The organism is Gimesia sp. (assembly GCF_040219335.1).
Taxonomy (GTDB): domain Bacteria; phylum Planctomycetota; class Planctomycetia; order Planctomycetales; family Planctomycetaceae; genus Gimesia.
The window spans coordinates 424,766-444,942 of record NZ_JAVJSQ010000005.1 but is presented as its reverse complement, the minus strand read 5'-3'; the positions used below and the strand labels follow the sequence as shown (position 1 = coordinate 444,942).

Annotated in this window: 18 protein-coding genes; 10 read left to right on the top strand and 8 right to left on the bottom strand. The window is 52.5% G+C overall.

The window, feature by feature from the left end; genetic code table 11:
• Positions 1 to 62 precede the first annotated feature (62 nt).
• From RID21_RS05750 to RID21_RS30690, 5 genes are all read left to right on the top strand, one after another.
• Positions 63 to 1,112, top strand: a complete 1,050-nt coding sequence (locus RID21_RS05750; protein ID WP_350187657.1) for an NHL repeat-containing protein — start codon at positions 63 to 65, stop codon at positions 1,110 to 1,112.
• A gap of 102 nt (positions 1,113 to 1,214) precedes the next feature.
• Positions 1,215 to 1,994: a hypothetical protein gene (locus RID21_RS05745; protein WP_350187655.1), complete on the top strand. Its 780-nt coding sequence runs from the start codon at positions 1,215 to 1,217 to the stop codon at positions 1,992 to 1,994.
• 11 nt (positions 1,995 to 2,005) lie between these two features.
• Positions 2,006 to 2,356 (top strand): hypothetical protein, encoded by a 351-nt coding sequence (locus RID21_RS05740; protein ID WP_350187654.1) that lies wholly within the window; start codon positions 2,006 to 2,008, stop codon positions 2,354 to 2,356.
• A gap of 36 nt (positions 2,357 to 2,392) precedes the next feature.
• The gene (locus tag RID21_RS05735; RefSeq protein ID WP_350187653.1) at positions 2,393 to 2,782 is read left to right on the top strand and encodes a hypothetical protein; all 390 of its coding nucleotides are present in this window, start codon (positions 2,393 to 2,395) and stop codon (positions 2,780 to 2,782) included.
• 110 nt (positions 2,783 to 2,892) lie between these two features.
• Positions 2,893 to 3,120, top strand: coding sequence for a hypothetical protein (locus RID21_RS30690; protein WP_145232550.1), 228 nt, complete (start codon positions 2,893 to 2,895; stop codon positions 3,118 to 3,120).
• 82 nt (positions 3,121 to 3,202) lie between these two features.
• Here RID21_RS30690 and RID21_RS05725 read toward each other — a convergent pair whose 3' ends face one another.
• Entirely contained in the window at positions 3,203 to 3,991 is a 789-nt protein-coding gene (locus tag RID21_RS05725; protein WP_350187651.1) for a hypothetical protein, read from the bottom strand.
• Between the two features lie 305 nt (positions 3,992 to 4,296).
• Here RID21_RS05725 and RID21_RS05720 point away from each other — a divergent pair, with 305 nt between their 5' ends.
• Entirely contained in the window at positions 4,297 to 5,025 is a 729-nt protein-coding gene (locus tag RID21_RS05720) for a hypothetical protein (protein WP_350187650.1), read from the top strand.
• 48 nt (positions 5,026 to 5,073) lie between these two features.
• On the opposite strand, the gene RID21_RS05715 is transcribed toward RID21_RS05720, so the two are convergent.
• Entirely contained in the window at positions 5,074 to 6,450 is a 1,377-nt protein-coding gene (locus RID21_RS05715) for an aspartate kinase (protein ID WP_350187648.1), read from the bottom strand.
• 337 nt (positions 6,451 to 6,787) lie between these two features.
• On the opposite strand from RID21_RS05715, the gene RID21_RS05710 reads away from it, so the two are divergent.
• From RID21_RS05710 to RID21_RS05695, 4 genes are all read left to right on the top strand, one after another.
• The gene (locus tag RID21_RS05710; protein WP_350187646.1) at positions 6,788 to 7,315 is read left to right on the top strand and encodes a DUF6790 family protein; all 528 of its coding nucleotides are present in this window, start codon (positions 6,788 to 6,790) and stop codon (positions 7,313 to 7,315) included.
• A complete protein-coding gene (locus RID21_RS05705) occupies positions 7,316 to 7,654 on the top strand; it encodes a hypothetical protein (RefSeq protein ID WP_350187645.1) in 339 nt (112 codons plus the stop codon).
• 45 nt (positions 7,655 to 7,699) lie between these two features.
• Entirely contained in the window at positions 7,700 to 10,078 is a 2,379-nt protein-coding gene (locus tag RID21_RS05700; RefSeq protein ID WP_350187643.1) for a hypothetical protein, read from the top strand.
• A gap of 289 nt (positions 10,079 to 10,367) precedes the next feature.
• Complete coding sequence (locus tag RID21_RS05695; protein ID WP_350187641.1) at positions 10,368 to 14,501, top strand: PAS domain S-box protein; 4,134 nt, start codon at positions 10,368 to 10,370, stop codon at positions 14,499 to 14,501.
• 10 nt (positions 14,502 to 14,511) lie between these two features.
• Here the strand turns inward: RID21_RS05695 and RID21_RS05690 are convergent, their stop codons facing one another.
• From RID21_RS05690 to RID21_RS05665, 6 genes are read right to left on the bottom strand one after another with little or no spacing between them, the layout of a single operon-like run.
• A complete protein-coding gene (locus RID21_RS05690; RefSeq protein WP_350187640.1) occupies positions 14,512 to 15,621 on the bottom strand; it encodes an SAM-dependent methyltransferase in 1,110 nt (369 codons plus the stop codon).
• Entirely contained in the window at positions 15,618 to 16,412 is a 795-nt protein-coding gene (locus RID21_RS05685; protein ID WP_350187638.1) for a DUF1295 domain-containing protein, read from the bottom strand. Before RID21_RS05685 ends, RID21_RS05690 begins: the two co-directional genes overlap by 4 nt.
• Positions 16,409 to 17,719: a class I SAM-dependent methyltransferase gene (locus RID21_RS05680; protein ID WP_350187637.1), complete on the bottom strand. Its 1,311-nt coding sequence runs from the start codon at positions 17,717 to 17,719 to the stop codon at positions 16,409 to 16,411. Before RID21_RS05680 ends, RID21_RS05685 begins: the two co-directional genes overlap by 4 nt.
• Positions 17,716 to 18,513, bottom strand: a complete 798-nt coding sequence (locus RID21_RS05675; protein WP_350187635.1) for a DUF1365 domain-containing protein — start codon at positions 18,511 to 18,513, stop codon at positions 17,716 to 17,718. The genes RID21_RS05680 and RID21_RS05675 overlap by 4 nt, the downstream gene beginning before the upstream one ends.
• Positions 18,429 to 19,763: an NAD(P)/FAD-dependent oxidoreductase gene (locus RID21_RS05670; protein ID WP_350187633.1), complete on the bottom strand. Its 1,335-nt coding sequence runs from the start codon at positions 19,761 to 19,763 to the stop codon at positions 18,429 to 18,431. The genes RID21_RS05675 and RID21_RS05670 overlap by 85 nt, the downstream gene beginning before the upstream one ends.
• A complete protein-coding gene (locus RID21_RS05665) occupies positions 19,760 to 20,170 on the bottom strand; it encodes a thiol-disulfide oxidoreductase DCC family protein (protein ID WP_350187632.1) in 411 nt (136 codons plus the stop codon). Before RID21_RS05665 ends, RID21_RS05670 begins: the two co-directional genes overlap by 4 nt.
• Positions 20,171 to 20,177 lie beyond the last annotated feature (7 nt).

Genomic DNA, 20,177 nt, shown 5'->3' with positions numbered 1-20,177 from the left:
TCAGCAAGTCGACTATGATCGAGTGTTGCCCCATCCCTTTCCCGATCTAAAAGGTATTTGAATTGCCTGGCTCATTGAAAAATCAGATTTTGAGAAATGGCCTGCTCTGTTGCCTGTGTCTTCTGGCAGCGCACGCTCTGATACATCCACCGATTATCAACGCCGCAGAACCCGCTCCCATTCAGTTTCTGAAAACCTGGGGACAGCAGGGAGAGCAGCCGGGCGAATTCCATTTTCCGATCGATATTGTGATTAATGCTCACGATGAAATTTATGTGACCGATCACCTGAATGACCGCGTGCAGAAATTCGATCGAACAGGCAAATTATTGGCACAGTTTCCCGTACTTCCCAATCCGGGTGGGCTCGCGCTCGACAAGCAGGGGAATCTGGTGATCTCGCACATCGTGGCTTCGGGATCGAGCAAGCATAAAATCGGCGATCGGATTTCGATCTATTCCCCTCAAGGTAAGCTCATTCGCCGTTGGGGGAAGCCGGGGAAAGGACCAGGAGAATTTAACTGCCCGGGAGGCATCGCGGTGGCGGACAATGGTCGCATCTATGTCGCCGACCAGACCAACCACCGGGTACAGGTTTTTGATCCCACGGGCCAGTTCCTGTTTGAGTGGGGCAAGCACGGCAGTCAGCCGGGCGAATTCGGAGGCAAGGCGACGCCCAACTCGCGGGTCGGCGGTCCACAGTTCCTGGCCTTCGATTCCGAAGGGAACCTCTGGACGACCGAAGGAGCCAACTGCCGCGTCCAGCAGTTTACTGCGGAAGGAATGCTGCTCCAGCACTGGGGGACCGACGCCGACACCCCGGGCGGGCTGGGTGGTTATTTCAGCGGCTTTGGTGGTCAGCCGGTGAAAAGTCTCACCGGCCCGATCGCCGTCTGTATCGATCAGAAAGATCGTCTCTGGATTTCCGCCGTCAGCGGCCGCGTGCAGCAGTTTTCGTCAGCAGGAAAGTATCTCCGCGGCTGTGGTGAAAAACAGGGGACCGCTGCAGGCGAATTCTACGCCCCGCACGGCATGGCGTTCGACAGTCAGGGTAACCTGTATGTGGTCGATGCCTATAACCACCGCATTCAGAAGTTTACCGTCGCACCGTGAAACGGGCATGTACTTGCGTTAGCGGTATCAATTTCAATCATAAGCTGTATAATCAAAAACGTGCAGGCACTCCGCACTTTTCTTTAAAACAGGTTTAGTCCCATGAAACTGATGCTTTTCGTATTAATGTGCCTGATTCCCGTAACGGTCCCCGCAGCGGACTGGCAGCCACCGCAGAATCCCAATCCGCAGGAGATTCTGCAAAGCATCCGCAGTGATGTGCAGGCGAAAGACTACCAGACCGCTCTCGCCAAACACGTCTGGTTCCATGAGAACGCACTCAAACATAATTCCGCGCTCACAGGGGTCCGGCTCTCTTTTGCTCTGGCTTACTGGGATCAATTGACTCAGGTCTATCCCCCCGCACTGGAAAAACTGAAAGAGATACGTGACCAGACTACAAAACAGGTGCTGGATGGAAAGGATGTCGCGACTTCATTCCAGGAACTGGAAGCTCTGAACCGCACGCTCGATCAAAACAACATGACGGTCGATACGTTTTTACTGCTCCACAAAGAGCATCCCGAAAAGGTAAAACTTGCATACAGGCTGGCTCAGCCGGCACTGCTCAAAGCGAAAGAGTACAAAATCTGTGGCGAGTATCTGGAACCGGAAAAATCTTACCAGCTACTGGTTCGCACAAGAGAAGCCAATCAGCAGTTAGCTAAAAACCCACAGATCGGCCCTGGCATTCTGGAGTTCTCCGATAAGCATTTCTCGAACCAGACCGCCATCCTGGTCGCCCTGCTGGTAGTCAATGACCGTCGGGAAGAAGCGCGGAGCATCGCAGAAAAGGCCCGCAAAGAGTGGGATAATGCCGACTTCCACAAAGCCCTCGATTCCGCCCTGGCCGGAACAGTGCCACCTTCGTGGCCGTATTAGCAGCGGGATCCATGACACTTCCTGATACGAAATACGACAATGAATCGCTCAGATCCCATCCTATACTGCGGCACTTTCCGACCCTGCTGCATCGCTGGCACGGCGGTCGTGCCCGTCTTTACAATCTCACGGACAGCCACCGCAGTCTCACTATCCGAGTGGAAAAGACAGATGTAATAGGGAATCTGCAACTCACATTCAGCCCGGTCCATATCTGTGGTCCAGTGGAATGGTCTCCTGCAAACCTGGAGGTGAAACTCAATGCCGACGGTCACTACGTCATCTATGACGCAGAGGCCGACGTTACCATCATTTCTGATGGCGGCATTGAAATCGCAGAGAATGTGCAACCGGTCTTTTGAAACCGGCAACATGCAACATAATTCACAGAGAAACAGATGAGCGTGCGAGCGCGGATCCGAAAAAAAGAATGGTGGAGATTCAGCCACGTTTATGGCGCGGGAGAATTTCAGGCGGGACGCTTGAGAATCGAACCGGTGCATCAGATTCCGGACCAGATTGAAACCGGCGACGAGTTTGATTTCTGGGTACACAATGGGACCGACCTGCTGCTGATCACGCTGGAAAGTCAGCCTGCAGCACGCATACACTATCTCCGCTCACAGTGGCGAGACCACCTCTACATCCGGGTGCAGTTTGATTTTCATTGTCTGAGCGAACCAGAGCTCATTAAAATTGTCCAATGGATTAATGATCTCGGGATACCGGACCGGGGACGTATCAGAAAAAGCAGATCAATCACAGTTCCACCTGTAAGCGGTGTCTGACCTGCAGACCAGGCTGTAATAAAGGAGAGCCTCCCATCGGCTGGGCCACACACTACATTGAACAACTGCAGGCAGGTGAGACCGTCTCTTTCCGTCCACGGGGTAATTCCATGAAAGGGAAAATCGAATCCGGGCAACTCTGCACGGTCGCCCCCGTTCTGGAAGATGAGCTCCAGAAGGGAGACATCGTGCTCTGTAAAGTGAATGGCAGTCAGTACCTGCATCTGATCAAAGCCATACAGGGCAAACGCTTCCAGATCGGCAATAACATCGGCCGGATCAACGGCTGGATTACGTTTCAGTCCATTTATGGTAAACTGATCCAGGTAGAACCCTGACCTGCTACGTGCGGAACCAGAAACTCACATTAATCATTTTCGAATCAGGGATGCTTGTGAACGACAGGCATGCTGAACTCTGTTATTGATTATTTTTCTCTTTTGCCATTTTGTCCGCTCTCACTCTTGCTGCCTCTACTTGCTCCTGGAATATCTTTTCACCATACTTAGTCCGTTTCTCCTCGGCTTTCTTAGCCTTTCGGGACTTCATGTCAATCCATACAGTCGCTTCATACTGTTTTGTCTGGTCTATTAACCTAAGCTTTAATAAATTTTTGTCCCATTGAAATCCTGTCACAATGGGGGTCGAACCTCCAGAACCCCTGGAACACATTTCTGGGTTTTTGATCACATCTTTCAGATTTGTCTGTCCTTCATTAGCTGCGTCCATATCCAGGTAAAAAGAGCCGCCCGTGATATCTTTCTCGAAACGATTGGTAATATCAGGTGAAGTCGATTTCGGGTCATGATTCAGGCTACTTTCAGACCAAAAAATCATATATTCGATGATCTGAAAACCCAGAATTTTATTATCAGTTTCCAGGTATCCAACCTGTTCGCGTCCCGCCCAGACACTCCCTGATTCTGAATCGGAGAATACTTTCACTGGTGTCGTAAATTTTTCTGAACCATCACTTAATTCGTAATTCGTTCTTTTCGCATTGATAACAACCGCCGGCTGCTTACCAGACCGAAGTAACATGGCTTTCGAAGCTTCCCACTTACCAACCTGTTTCTTTTTAATTTTATCCGGGATACTAAAGGGCTTGTCCTTCTGTGCATTCTCCTTCTGCTCACTCGACTCGATTGCAGGCGCTGCAAGTAATACAAACATGAAGGTTAAAAGAATTAGATTTCGTGAGAAGATCATGTTCTGACTCTTGAATTATCGAAGTGGACAGAGAAAGGTCACTATGGCTTGGCTGTAAGTGTAACATAAACAAAAGTTCCAGTAACGAAAAACTGTTTCATTACTCATCAGGCAGGCCAACATATGGCCTCTCTACTTCTAAAGGGTTTGATTTGTCTTGCTGATTTATCTGTCTGCCCTGACAATTTCCTGTCGCCCTGGAGGATCCCGAATTGCCTTCGGGGATATCCGGTGGAGTACTTTCAGTCCATTTATGGTAAACTGATCCAGGTAGAACCCTGACCTGTATTGCGAGGAACGTGAGCATGACCGACACTTCCGCAGATGATTTCGAGAACTGGCAGCCTCCCGACGATTGGTCGTCGCGGAAAGTTCTCAGAGAAGCCCAGGCTGACCGGCGTGCGGGTCGCTATGCGGCAGCACTGGCCAAGCATGTCTGGTTTCATCAGAATGAATCGTTACCTGAGATTCGTCGATCATCCGTATTGAGAAAATGGATCGAACTGGGAGCAAAATATCCCCCTGCTCTGCAGAAGCTCAAGGATTTCCGTGATCTGGCAAAAGCAAAACTGCTGAACGGAGAGGGTGACGTTAACGAGTTTGCTGAGTTTACTAAAATCAATCGCAAACTGGACGAAGTACAACAGACGGCCTCCCTGTTTTTCACACTGGACGAGCAAGACCCGGATCTGGCTTTCAAATGTTATCCCTATGCTGAATCGTCATTAATTCGCGCGGGTGAATATCAGGTGTGCGGGAAATATATTGATCCCGAGCACACACTGGAAATCCATTTGTCGGCACTGAACTTCCTGCACCAGCGTCCCTCTCATACGAATCTGCCTCGGCATCTCCATCAACAGTCCCGCTTCTGGTATAACAGCGACTTTAATCGATCCTTCTATCAGCACGCCGCTGTTCTCATTGCTCTGCTGATCCACAACGATCGCAGTCCCGAAGCGCGGGCCTTTGCAGGCCGTGTGCGCTACGAGTTTAACGATCAGGTGCTGAATGAATGGTGGCGGAAGCCCTGAAGGGCCAGTTCCCTCCGGGATATTGAAGCAGGCAGACCGGCCTCAGACTCAGGCGCGGGTGTCGTTAATCAGGACCCGATACAGAATGTTCAAGGCATCGTCGGCGACGGCCTGACTGACGCCGATATGGAAACAGATCTGTGAGGGACTCTGATCGATCATTTCGATCGGGATATGGTGCTCACCCAGCGCGTTGATCGCATCGACCAGCGGATAGGAGTTGCGTTTGAGCCCCAGGCCGACCGGTGTGATGACCGACAGATTGTAGACCACGTCCATAAAATCGGGCTTGAGCTGTTTTTCAATTGCCCGCCGCAAGTCGTTGATGCTTCCTTTCAGGTCATCCTGTTTGACCAGAACAGCGATGTCGTCTTTATCCGTCGGATAATGGTAGGTGTTGATCCCGTAGCTCTGGAAGATCTTTAATAATGTCGCGGTGAAGCCAACCTCTTCGCAGAGCATGTCCTTTTCCAGGTAGATATAAGCCATGTTGTCCAGCCGGGCGATGCCGACCACGCCCTCTTCCGGCACACGCTCGTTGAGAATCTGCGTACCAGCGGCTTCGGGCTGATTTGTATTGCGAACATGAATCGGGATTTTGCGTTTCCGGCAGTTGAGCATCGCGTCCAGGTGAAAAACGTTGACTCCCTTGGAGGAGAGCAGACGAATTTCTTTGAACGTCAGGCGGGGAATCGCCCGGGCGGCAGAGATGATGCGAGGGTCAGACTCGAGCACGCCGCTCACGTCGGTCCAGTTCTCGTACTTGTCGCCATCGATCGCGTAGGCAATTTCGCCTCCGGTCAGATCGGAACCGCCTCGGGAGAAGACAGCGATCTCTCCTGCTTCGGTCACGCCGTAGAAACCGGGGATGACGGTGACCATGTCAGTCTCTTCCTGATCGAGAACCGCAATGTTATCGTAGGCGGGCTCTTCGACTTTGGCATCCAGGTAACTGTCGGTCACCAGGAAGCCAAATTCTTCCGGCAGACAGGCGCGGGCTTCCATGCCTTTTCTCTGAAAATACCGCGCGATGATGCGGGCATTGTAGTGCTCGCCCCGCGAAGCAAGGAACGCGATCCGTTTGTCGCCATCCAGGTTGGGCTCCAGATCGGTTTTCAGCGACTCGATCAGGTCTTTGCCTTCGATCTCCAGATCAGAGATGATGCCACTGAAACGATCGATGACCGCCTGTTTGCTCTCGGTTGCGGAGATCGACTTGCGGGAGTCGCGAAAATGCTGCCCCCGGGTCGCGATATTGAGCAGATGATCGGTGATCTTTTCTTCGTTTTTCTGGACTCGCCCCGGAGCCGAGACCACCACAAACCGTCGTTGGGGATTGTCGGCGACAATGCGACGGACTTTTTCGATTTGAGTAGCGTTCGCTACGGAACTTCCACCAAATTTACAGACTACACTGTTTGTCATATTGTATGTTCCCCCCTGTTTTATGAGTTCTCACCCGGCGGGCTTCAATGCAGCCTGCACGCGGTTAACAAACTCGGGGGGCTTCCTCGTGGCTTCCTCTTCGTTTTTCAACCAGATTGAATAAATTTTTCTTAAGTAACTGTGATCTTTATGCTTAGTTCGCATTATCAGTTACATTCCTCTGTGCCTGAATCCTGCGAAATCGCTTTTGATTTCTCAAAAACCGGGCTGATGCTTAGCAACCCTAATAGAATAGCCGATAGATAACAACTGTATAAATGCTGAGACGATGTAAACTAATGTGATTATCACAACTTTCTCCAACAGAGAGTGATCTATGGGTAAGCTGATTCAATTTGTCATGGAAAATTTTACTCTCACCTTTCTGATCCTGGGGCTGATCGTTTCCGGATTTTCTCTCTTGAGAAAACCGCGACCATTGTCACGAGCGAACATTGTTGAGTCCCTGTTTGCCTGGTTTCTATTCTTTTCCATAGGCTGTTCTTTCTTCTATAACTTCATCATGCATTCGTTCTTCGGCGAGATGGCAGCCAGTTTCATCGGGTGGTCCCAGAGTCCGTTTCAGTTTGAAGTGGGGACCGCCAGCCTGGGTTATGCTGTGGTGGGCTTTCTGGCATTCCGTGGCAGTCTGGGCATGCGGGCCGCCGCGGTGGTCGGGCCGTCGATGTTTCTACTGGGCGCTGCGGGTGGCCATATCTACCAGATGATCACAGCCCATAACTTCGCCCCCGGAAATGCCGGGCTGATTTTTTACACGGACATCGTGCTGCCCATCATCGGTTTTGTCCTGCTGGGCATGCAGTATCGATGTCAGCGTAGGGAACAGGCTGAAGCCTGGACTTAAATGGACTCTTCCAGGAAGGATGAAGTGATCCGGATGGAAATTGACATTGAACAGAAACTGGCCGGAAAGAACCCGGCACGAGTGGCACCACAGGTTCGGAAGCAGATTCGCATTCAGCAACTACGCGTCCGCAGTCACCTGATCATGGCATTCGTGTCTGCAGGCATTTTCAGCCTGCATCTGTTTCCGGGTTGGGTTCCACTCTGGATGGCCGTCTGTGCTCTGATTGCGTTTCCTATTTCACTGCTCAGTCTTTATGGTGATGGGCGCGTGCTTAAATACCAGCAGCAGAAACTGACATTGATTGAAGAAATCCTGAAATCACGGGGAAAACAGTAAGAACCCGTTGATCCTCTCTGCTATTGCAGACGTTAGTCTTTCGATATGCAAAGCGTTTCAGTGGAAACAGACCGGCAAGGAAAATCAAAGTGGCCCCGGCTGATCTTGTGCCTGGTCATCGTGGTGCTCGGCCTGCGTCTGGCTATTGTCGTCAGCGGGTCCCCTTCAGGTTGGCATTCGCTGTGGCATGACTGGAAAGCGGAAGCCTGGCGTCTGCTGGGGCAAACGACGTCAGTCAGCGAGGAACTTCCCGAGGAACAGGCGCAATACTGGTTGCAGCAGGTTGAGCAAATCCCCGCAACCCGGACCGACGCCCAGGTCGCGCTGGGGGCAGCCTGGATGCTCACCGAGCCGCAGTATGAGTTCCTCAAGCGGGACATCTTAACGACTGAAGACGCGAGGGAACTTTCTGGAAACCTGTTTGAACTCAGAGATCGGGCAGAAGCAGAATATCAGGCTCTGTGTCGCGCTGCCTGTCTGAAACAGGCTGCGATCGCCACACAACTTGCCCCGGAAGATGTCGATTTCTGGAGACAGCGCGCGTTACTGCTGTTTGTGCTGAGCGATGAATCAGAGTGGGAACCGTCCACCGAGGACTGGCTGTCGCTGCTGGAGGAGTGTGCGGCCCATGATCCGGAGAATGCACTCTACGACTACCTGGCAGCGATCAGGTTCTATCAGCAGTCCGCCGAACCGGTCTGGGATGACGAATATCGTCTGACTCTGAAAATCACGAACCCCAAAATCTATGCACAGGCTGAACAACGACTGGAGGCAGGACAGAAAAAAACAAGCCTGAACGTGGGGGCGATTACCTGGTCGGCGACCCTGGCCTTTTTAGAACAGACATCACTCCCGCGGGGCGAGCAGATCAAAGCTGCAGAAGGGCGGAATGCCATTTATCCCGCTGAAATGATTGCCATTCGACTGCTACGCTGGTTGGACAATTCCTGCAAATCCGATCTGCTGCAAAAAAAGTACGCCTCAGTGATACGGAATGCAGACCGTGAATTGCGAATCGCAGAGCAGTTGCAGGGCCGTGACAATCTGTATGAACTGACATTCTTTAAATACAGCTTCCGCACTTTGGGACTGGGACATTCATTCCAGGTGTTGCAGACACATCCGGAGTCGTTCACTCCTGAGGAAGCTGTTAAACTGAAGCAGGATCTGCATCAGGCGTGGCTGCAGCGAAATATCTTTATGGAAGCCCTGGACCGTTATCATGCCCAGCAGGACACACAACCCGCATTCGAGGCGCCCCTCGCAACAACGCTGACTGAACTCAGTCAACCTTTTATTCTCTTGTTGTTTCTACTCTCACTGTTGCTGGTGTTGACTGCTCGTTGGGCTGGCTGGTGTGAAACAGGTACCGCGTCTCGACCGGGCTGGTGGCGAACCCTGGTTGCCTGGTTTTCTGGAGTGGGCCTGAGCCTGTTTCTCTGGGGAGTAATCCCGGCGGATGCCCTTCCGGAACGTGTCTGGAACATCCTGCTGCTGACGCTCGGTTGGGTCAGTCTGATTCTGATATTAACCTTTTCTCTACGAATGATCCGTAAGCGAGGAAAGATTACCTGGATCCCATTAATTTCGCTGCTGCTGGTTCTCTTGATTCCTGTCCTGATCTGTTTTCAATATAGACCCCTGCAGACAATTGTGGAACAGTCCTGGCTACACGCTTCCCTTGCATTGTTCATCCCGGTTTCACTGCTGCTCGCCGTTCTTTATGGAACGGCGGTCTTCATCGTGATTCGTTTTTTATGTTCCCCCGGGTGGTCTGCACGTCGCAAGTTGACTGTCTGTGGTCTCGTTTTCCTGGTCACTCTATTGATCGTTCCCGCCGGTTCTATGGTCTTCCGAGGCTCACTGAATCCTGCAGAAATACAAACCTGGTTCGGCGGTGATATTTCCGTGGCTGATGAGAATCCATTTCTCGCGCTGGCCGTCTGGAACCGGCAACCGCAAAAACAGATCCCCACATGGATCTGGATTTATCCGCAGTGGACGTCTCATCATGGAGAAGGGCTCGCCGTCCTGCTGTCTCTGTCAATTCTACTCAGTTGGTCTCTCCTGCGCCGGTCACGTTTGTCGAATGCCTCGGATTCGCAGATCTGGCAAGAGGGAACTCTCCTGCTGAGACATTCCAGCCTGATCGCCCTGCTGGTTGTGACAATGGTCTATCTGGCTGCCCTGCCCTCTGTGATCAAGGCAGAAAAGAAGGATTACCAGAAACGATCTCAGGCTCTGCTCAACCTGCTGGAACCCCTGCAGGAAGTGGCTCGTATCCAAGCGGAGATCAAAGAGGAACCAGAACAAATGCAGTCATTTGAGCTGCGAATTAAAGAGATTGAACAGCAGTTGATTGAGGAGACCAACCGAACTGTAAATCCGTCTCCACAAGGGGAGTTGAAACCACTCGAATAACAGCATTACTGCTTGATCCAGCTTTGATCTGACCGGTCAGGAACGAACCTTCTCTTTCTGCTGGCTCGATTCTCTGCAACGGTCATAAGGATTCTACCGCCTTCCACAGCGTGAGGAATTTCCCTGCAACTTGAGGGAAGCCTGCGGTTTTTCACTCACCTGCAAACTTCCTGACCTAGATTTCAATGGTCGTCGATACGTTCCGTGGAGATCCGATCACCTGCCTGCAGCGATTTTGTCTGGCACTTTAGAATCGCTGGCTCTTCTCTTTCCAGTATGAGATTAGATTATGCGTCCGGATACTGTACTCAAAGTTCGCGCCAGAAAACTCTGGCTTATCTGCCTGTTGTGTTTACTGCTGCCGGGGATGATGGCCTCTGCAATCGCTGCCGAAACATCCGCACCCGCGACTGCAAAAAGTTGCTCTGGCGGTCATTGTGCGCAAGCAGCTGCCAAACCAGAGCTGCAAGCCGAAGGGCCGGTTACGTTTTTCTCGAAACTGTTCGACACCAACGATTACCCGCAGCGCTGGTATTGTGGTACCTGGTCGAGTGATGTGGGCTGGCTGCATATCCTGTCTGACATTGCCATTTTCGGTGCCTATTTCACAATTCCGGTCATGCTGCTCTACTTCCTGTTGCAGCGCAAAGATCTCCCCTTCCCACGAACTATCTGGCTGTTTGCCGCTTTCATTCTGTTCTGCGGATTTGGACACCTGATTGAGGCGAGCATCTTCTGGTGGCCCGTTTACCGTTTCTCCGGGTTGATTAAGGCCAGTACCGCGATCGTCTCCTGGATTACGGTCTTCGTATTAATCCGTCTGATTCCCGAGGCACTCAAACTTCCTTCCGCGGCGCTGTTAGGTACGAAGCTGCAGGAGAGCCAGGAACGGTTGGATTATGCGCTGGAAGCAGGACAGATCGGCGTCTGGGAGCTCGATCTGAAAACCAACCTGCTCAACTGGGACCGGCAGACGCGGGAGATGTTCGATGTTCCTGCCGAGGAAACGGAACTGCACTACGAAGATTTCAGCAAACGGCTGCATCCCGCTGACAGGGAACGTGTCGAAACCTGTTTTAATAACAGCGTCGATACCGGCACTCCATACAGTTGTGAATATCGCGTGATTTACCGGGATGGATCGGTACATTACATCTATGCTCAGGGGCATGCGGTCTTTGATGATATTGGTGAGCCGAAACTGTTTGTCGGCGTCTGCCATGATTTCACAGAACAACAGATCCAGAGAAATGCCCTTTCCGAAAGTGAGCAGAACTATCGCAGCACCTTTGAGCAGGTCGCGATGGGAATCGCCCACGTGTCTCCCGATGGTCGCTGGCTGCGGTTCAATCAAGGACTATGCGATCTGCTGGGATACACAGATCAGGAACTGCTGGAAAAGAACTGGCAGAACCTGACTCACCCGGACGATCTGAAAGCAGACCTGGTCCAGATCGCAAAATTACTGGCAGGTGAAATCGATTCCTACTCGGTTGAAAAACGATATCTTACACAGGATCAAGCGGTCGTCTGGACGAACATGACCGTTTCACTGGTCCGTCTGCCAACTGGAGAACCACGGCACTTCATCTTCCTGATCGAGAATATCCAGGGGCGAAAAGAAGCCGATAAAGCATTGCAGATGTATCACCAGAAGGTCAAAAAACTGTCTCTGGTTGCCAGTAAAACCAAGCATTCGGTGATCATCTCCGACGCCCAGGGTAATATTGAATGGGTCAATGATGCCTTTACCTCGCTGAGTGGTTACACGCTCAACGAGGTGATGGAACAGCACCTCTGTGATATTTTACGTGGTCCGGAAGCGAACTCAGATACGATTACCAGCATCAGAGACAGCCTGCAGAAAAAAGAAAGCATCGCGACGGAAATTGTGAATTACGATCGCGACGGACGCGAGTACTGGATCGAACTCAAGATCGATCCGGTGCTCGATGACGATGACATCCTGCTGAACTTCATCGCCACCCAGGTCGATGTGACGGCCCGTAAACAGTCGGAGTTCGCCCTGCGAATGGCCAATTCTCAGTTCAGCAAATTGAGACAGGCCGATATCCTGGGAATCATGACCTGTCGCTTTGACGGCAGTGTCGAACAGGCGAATGACGAACTGCTCCGCATTCTGGGTTATACTGCCGACGACCTGGAAGCCGGGCTGATCAACTGCCAGGAGCTGACGCCGACAGAATGGCAGCAGCGCGACCAGGAAGTGTTGCAGGAAATGCTGGAAACCGGTGCAGCAAAACCGATCGAAAAAGAATACTACCGTAAAGATGGCAGTCGCGTTCCCGTAGTATTGGGTATGACGCGCCTGGATGAAGCGGAGGATCTCTGTCTCTGTTTCGTTTTGGATGCCACCGCGCAGAAAGAGACCGAAGAAAAACTGAAAGACGCCAAACAGGCCGCGGAAGAAGCGAGCCGGGCCAAGAGTGATTTCCTGGCCAATATGAGTCACGAGTTGCGTACGCCACTCAATGGAGTGATCGGCATGACAGAATTACTGGCCGGTACAAACCTGAACCGGCAGCAGCAGGACTTCGTCGATGCCTGCCGGAACAGTGGTGAGTCGCTGCTGGGCCTGATCAATGATATTCTCGACTTCTCCAAAATCGAAGCCGGCAAACTGGACCTGGATCTGCATCAGTTCGACGTCGAAAAGCTGCTGATGGACACCATGAGCACCATGGTCTGGCGGGCTGCTGAGAAAGGTCTGGAGCTTCCCTGTTCTATTGATCCAGCCACGCGACTGATTCTTAAGGGAGACAGTTATCGACTACGGCAGGTACTGGTGAACCTTGTTGGCAACGCAATCAAGTTTACTGAAACAGGTGAAGTTTCCGTGCGTGCGGAAGCCATCGAACAGGAGCCCCAACAGATCACAATCCGCTTCACCGTGAGTGATACGGGGATTGGTATCTCTGAAGATAAAATGGACCGCCTTTTCCAGTCATTTACGCAGGTCGATGCTTCGACCACACGCAATTATGGCGGCAGTGGTCTGGGGCTGGTCATCTCCCGCAACCTGGTCGAATTAATGGGGGGTTCAATTGGTATCGAAAGCCAGGAAGGCGCAGGTTCGACCTTCTGGTTTGAGATTCCCTTTGAAATCATCTCGCCCACTTCGGTGGCACTCCCGATTCGCTCACCGCTGGCTGGGAAACGGGTCCTGATCGTCGACGACAATCAAAAGTGCCTGCAGATCCTGCACGATTTCGCCAAAGAATGGGGACTTAAAACAGACCTCGCCGTATCTGTCGCGGAAGCCCTTTCGATTCTGGAACGGGCACACGACAACCAAGAGATCATTGACCTGGTGATGACCGATCTGGAACTGCCGGACCTGAGTGGCAGGGTTCTGGCCCACGAACTCAAGGACTCAGATCCCAGGGTCATTCTGATCTCACGTTCGCCGGAAACACATCTTAACGCCAGCGAACTGCAGGAGAGTGGCGCTGCTGCCCTGTTGCACAAACCACTGAATCGACACAAGCTGTATGAGGTACTCTGCAATCTGTATCAACAGGAGTCCTGCCTGCCTCGCATACAGGATCTCGATGCGCATCAGGAGGCGGAAGCACACGCATTTCTGTCGGCAACGACGGTTCTGCTGGCCGAGGACAACAACATCAACCAGATGTATGTCACCGAGTTGATGAAGCAGTTCGGGTGCCTCTGCCATACAGCGGTCAATGGACTGGAAGCAATCGAAGCAGTCAAACAACACAATTACGATCTGGTACTGATGGACTGTCAGATGCCGGAACTGGACGGGCTGGAAGCCACTCGCCAAATTCGTGAAATGGAACAGCAAGGGGAGCTTGAAGGGCACCTCCCCATTGTGGCACTCACTGCGAATGCGATCAAAGGAGACCGGGAACGCTGCCTGGAAGCCGGCATGGATGACTACATCAGTAAACCCGTGCAGAAAGCGCAGCTCAGAAAGCTGCTCGATCAGTACCTTGCCAGGAAAGCATCACACCAGCATACGATATCTGCGAAAACTGAAACGGTCGTCTCTTCTGATCGCGAAATCGACAGTGACCGCGTCATAGATACAGCTGCATTGATTGAGCTTTGCTGCGGCAATCTGGAACTGATTGAATCGTTGGTGGAGGAACTGGAAAGCTCAGGTGAAACACGTGTGGCACATATTCGCGAGTATGCAGATCAGGGCAATGCGCGAGGCGTGGCTGAAGCAGCGCACTCGCTCAAGGGAGCTACCAGTATTCTGTGTGCAGCCTCCCTGCAACAGTTGTCACAGGAAATCGAGCAAACAGGCACAGAGGACCACCTGGAAAACATTGATGCATTGATCGATGAACTCTCCATCGAAATGCAACGTTGTCTGCAGGAACTTCCCCAAGTCAGAGAAGATCTGCAGGGGATGTCCACAGAGGGCGAATAATATCCCTGTTTTAATGCAGAGAATGTTCCGTCACTTTGTCAGGAAGTGACGGGGTATCATGCTTCACCTTCGTTTTACTCAGCAGATAGTGTGAGACATACCACTCTTCACCGGACTGGTAGCCGAACAGTTCCGCGACCGCGAGGAAAAACAGACGCCAGCGCATCCACCAGCGGTGAGCCTGCTGTGTCCCATAAGTTTCTGCCAGGATCGGCAGGACTTTAGCGCTGCGCTGGTCCAGATTCTCCAGCCAGGCTTCAGACGTCAGCTGATAGTGACGACCGTTCCAGCGCCACTGCTGTTCGACCTGCATGTCTTGCTGGAAGTGGGAAAACCAGTCATCGGCGGGCATGATCCCCCCGGTAAAGAAGTGCCGGGCCATCCAGTCGTCTGCATTCTTGTCACTGAATTCGTAGACATAGTTTCGATGGCAGAAAATATGTACGAAGAGTTTTCCATCGTCGACCAGCCAGTCGGAAATGCGATTTAACAGGCGGGCATAATTCCGCATGTGTTCGAACATCTCTACTGAGACCACGCGGTCGAACTTTTGATCGGGTTCGAAATCGTTCATGTCTGCAGTGATCACATTCACGCGGTCTGCATAGCCTCTTTCCCGCGCCATTTGTTCGATCGCAACCCGTTGAGAATGAGAATTCGAAACAGCGGTGATATGACTTTGAGGATAATGCTCAGCGATCCAGAGCGTCAACGAGCCCCAGCCGCAGCCCAGTTCCAGGATCTGCATGCCATCTTCAAGCTCTGCATGCAGGCAGCTCTCTTTCAAAGCGGCGACCTCGGCTTCGTCGAGGGTCGTCACTCCTTCCGGCCAGTAACAACAGCTATACTTTCGCCGCGCTCCGAGCACCTGCTCATAAAACGCGGCAGGCACTTCGTAATGTTGTTCGTTCGCCTTTTCCGGAACCAGGGCAATCGGGCTCTGCAGGGCAGCCTCGACGAAAGCACGTCGATTCTCTGCATCCGCGGCAGGACTCCCCCCATCCAGGCTATCGAGCCGTTTGCTGCAGAGTCTACGAATGGCACGTCGGACCAGACTGTCGGGAACCCAGCCCCGCTCCACACATTCAATGGCCAGATTCACCAGCATGTCAGTTTTCATGTTGTCACCTGTTTTGATTTAGGAGGCCAGGGAAAGAAGGCACTCGTGGTCCGCTGATATTCGCGATAGGCTTCGCCCCGGCTCTTGATGGCCTGGGCTTCCGTAGGAGGAATTCCCGTCACATTGAGGATGAAATGCAGCATCAGGATTGGACCGAGAATTGTCAGCCAGCCCCAGGGCGACTGGATGGCCAGACAGACGTAGGCCCACCAGTGCAGCCATTCAAAAAAGTAATTCGGGTGCCGGGAATAGTGCCAGAGTCCGCGCTGACAGACCTGCCCCGTCTGGTGCGGATCTGAACGAAATCGGGACAGCTGCTGATCGGCAATGAGTTCCCCTGAGATAGCAGCAAACCAGATCACGATTCCAATATAATCAAGAAATCCCAGCGGAGCCATACTCTGGGCTGCCAACAACATCGGCAGGGCAAACAGCAGACTGCCGACTGCCTGGAGTTGATAGAACCAGAAAAGTTTTCCCTGGGCGGCGGTTCCCCATTTCTCTTTGAGGGTCTGATAACGCCCGTCTTCGGGCATGGTTAAGACGCGATAGAGTATGTAACCACTGAGTCTTAAAGACCAGAGCAGAGCCAACGTCGCGACAATGATCCGCCTGGTCAAATCGCCTTCCACACTTCCCCAGACAAAAAACAGACTGAGCAAGCCGACGCCCATGCCCCAGGCGACATCAACGATGCCTGCATCCCCGGTTCGCTTCTGGAGCAACCAGAGAACTCCCATTACAGCAGACATGCCTGCCCCGCCGATCAGAATCATCCACCAGGGATTCAAGCGAGCACCTCCTCAGCTTCTTTGGTCAAGTCGCGAAGTGCATGATGACGTACAGGATCGAAACGGCAGGACGGCTTAGCAAGCAGCATCTGTACCGTGTTACACTGACGCTCCTCGAAAGCGGCTTCGCAGTAACAGAAATAATAATCCCACATGCGAATGAATGATTCGGAATAGCCTTGCGCGCGGACCGCGTCGATCCGCTCATGAAAGGCTTCCCGCCAGCAGCGCAGTGTCTGGGCATAGTGGGGAGCGATGTCTTCCAGTTGCAGGAGTCGGAAATCGGTTACCCGCGATGTTGTTTCCAGGATCGCAGCCACGGAAGGGAGACAGCCTCCCGGGAATATGTAGCGGCGGATGAAATCCACGCTTTTGAGATATTCTTTGAACCGCTGATCCTTGATTACGATTCCCTGCAGCAACATCATGCCATCCGGCTTGAGCAGGTCTGAGCACTTCTGAAAATACGTCTCGAAGAACTCGGCACCGACTGCTTCAATCATTTCGATCGAAACCAGTTTATCGTACTGTCCTTCCAGATCGCGGTAGTCTTTCAGCAGCAGTGTTACGCGATCCGTGAGTCCGGCGGCATCAACTCGTTCGGCCGCCAGATTATACTGCTCCTGTGAAATGGTAGTGGTCGTCACCCGACAGCCATAATACTGAGCGGCATGCACGGCCAGCCCTCCCCAGCCCGTGCCAATCTCCAGCAGATGATCGCCCGGTTTCAGATTGAGATTCCGGCAGACGCGGTCCAGCTTATTCAAAGAGGCTTCCTGCATGGTGTCGGTCTCCTGTTCGAAGACACCACAGGAATAGCTCATGGTTTCATCCAGGAAGAGCCGGTAAAAATCATTCCCCAGATCGTAGTGTGCATGAATGTTGCGGGCCGCTCCGAGGCGTGTATTTCTTCTGAGCCAGTGCCCCAGCCGGGCGGCACATTGTCGGAACCAGGCCATCCCCCATTCAAAGCGATCGGTGACTTCCAGGTTGCGAATGAAGATCCGCACCAGTGCCGTCAGATTCTGACAGGACCAGTCACCGTCGATCAATGATTGTGCAATGCCCAGGCCTCCCTCGAGGACAGCCCGACGGTAGAAGCGGGGATTCTGCACCAGGACAACGGCTCGTAAGCCGGCATCCGGATCGCCGAAATGCTGCTCCTGCTCTCCATCGATGAGGGTTATCCGGCCGTGCTGCATTGACTGTAATTTCTTTAATAACAGTGTGCGGCAGGTCGTGTCCATGAGACCGGCAGACGCAGTTGCGTTCCAGGTCAGCTCGGGGGATTCGTTGATGGTACTCATGAGGTCCTCGCGTTGGGCTCTGTGCCTGTAATTTGATTGTCTGTGGCCGAGAGATGTCTGGGATGGGGATAAAAGGGAACCTTCTTCCACCACAGGCGGAGTGCCTGCCAGTAGATCGCCGCAAACACGTACCAGGTCATCAGCGGATAAGTCAGCAGGACCTGCCACAGGTTACGGGTTGTGATCTCCCGACGTTCCAGTTGCATCGTTACGTCAAATACTTTTTCACTTTCACGATAGTTATCGATATGAACGGTCAGCTTTTGCTGGGGCTCTGTCAGTTTCCAGCCATACTGCATATCCAGAGGCATGAAGGGAGAAACATGAAAAACCTTCTGCATCAATTGATCGTCCCCGTTTGCTTCCAGTTGTTTCCGCGAAATCACATAACAGTGCCGTTCTCCCCAGGGCGTGTTGTTCACTTCCGCGACGACGGTTTCCCAGTCTGTGCCTGCACGATTAAAACAGTAGTAGAAAGAGACCGGGTTCATCACAAATCCGAAATACCGCAAATGCGTGAGCAGGCGAATCGGCCCCTCGGGTCGGGAATAGCCCTGCTCTGCCACAAAGTTGCGAATCGATTCTCCCAGTGGTTGGGTTGGATCGCCCAGATGATCGGCTCTGCGAAACCGGGCCAGAGCCGGACGACGGGTAGACCAGCACCAGCGTCCCTCGAACACGGAATCGAGTTCATCCAGATCAAGGTACATCAGGAAGATTCGATTGCGAAAGCTGTGTTCGACGGGTTTAAGTCGTCTGTGTCGAACCCAGCCGGTGTAGATTCCGCTTTCCATATGTCTTCTGTTTCCAGTAAAGTTCGGCAGACCGCCAGGGCACTGTTAACGCCATCCTCGTGAAATCCGTTGCCCCAGTAGGCACCACAAAACGATGTATTTCGCTGATTGATCACTTCCGCGTGACGCCGCTGGGTCTCAGCCCGTTCGATCGTAAAGATGGGGTGGGCATACTCGATACGACGAATGACCCTGGAAGAATCGACCCGCTCTTCACCATTGAGTGTCACACAGAACGTATGCTGCGAGTCGAGGCTCTGCAGCTGATTCATGTTGTAGGTAATTGTTGCTTTGCGATTCTCGCCGCGGGGCATGAAGTAATTCCAACAGGCCCAGGCACGTTCACTGCGGGGCAGAACGCTTGTGTCGGTATGCAGCTGGGCAATATTCGGTTCATAGGGGAATGCGGAGAGCAGTTCGCGTTCGACCGGATGTACGTCGCTTCCGAGGATTTTCAAAGCCTGATCACTGTGGCAGGCGAAAATCACGTGATCGAACTCTTCAGGAGCACCATTGACCGGAGTTACTTCCACACCTTTCGAGAGACGCCTGACAGCGCGAATTGGGGTCTGCAGACGGATTGACTCTCGAAAGTCGGCGGTGATCGCTTTGACATATTGGTGTGAACCGCCACAAACCACACGCCACTCAGGCAGTTCCCGGATCGCCAGGATGCCATGGTTGCGATAGAACTCCACGATGAAGCGAATGGGAAACTGTTCGAAAGTGCCTACCGGGCAGGACCAGATCGCCGACCCCATGGGGAGAAAGTACTGATCGATGAATTCGCGGGAGTAGTTCTCACGCATGAGGTATTCGCCGACCGTCAGGGTATCGTTATCCGATTCAAGCAGGGCCAGCGATTGTTTGTTGAAACGAAAAATATCACTCAGGAGTTTAAAGAAGCGAGGGTTGAACAGATTCTTTCGCTGAGCGAAAAAGCCATTCAGATCGGCGCCCCGGTATTCGAGCCCGGTTCGTTCACACTTCATACTGAAACTCATCCTGGTCGGCTGTGAAGTGATTTCCAGTCGGTCCAGCATGCGGGTGAAGTTCGGGTAGGTCTGGTGGTTAAAAACAATGAACCCGGTGTCGACGGGATGTTCCTCCCCCTCCAGATCGACTTCGATCGTGTTGGTGTGTCCGCCGATGTAGTTATTCGCTTCGAAGATCGTGACATCGTGCTGTCGATGCAGAAACCAGGCAGCCGTCAAACCGGAAATGCCGCTACCAATGATGGCAATTTTCATGAATGAACCTTATCTTGAGACGGCTTCACTGTACACTGCCCCTGCTGACAGCGCCCTGTTAATTTTAACCTGTAACGGGCGAAATGTCTGTAGAGATAATTGAGACTGTGTGAGATGCCCGGCAAGCGGGTCGGAGCCACGAGCCAGCGACAACCAATTGCCGAGTAGAGACGACGAAATACTTCAACTCCACTGATCCAGGTACCGTCGGGGAGACGTCCGTGCATCTCATCCATAAATTCAGCCTGCGTTTTCCCATAAACTGCTGGATCAAAGTCCTCTGCAGCAATATCAGTGAAGTGAATCTTGTGGCGGCGATCGAAACGCTTCAGCAGGTTGACTTCCCGCAGGCAGAGCGGACAGTCACCGTCATAGAAGGCCTCGATTTCACAGTATTCACGATCCATATTTCAC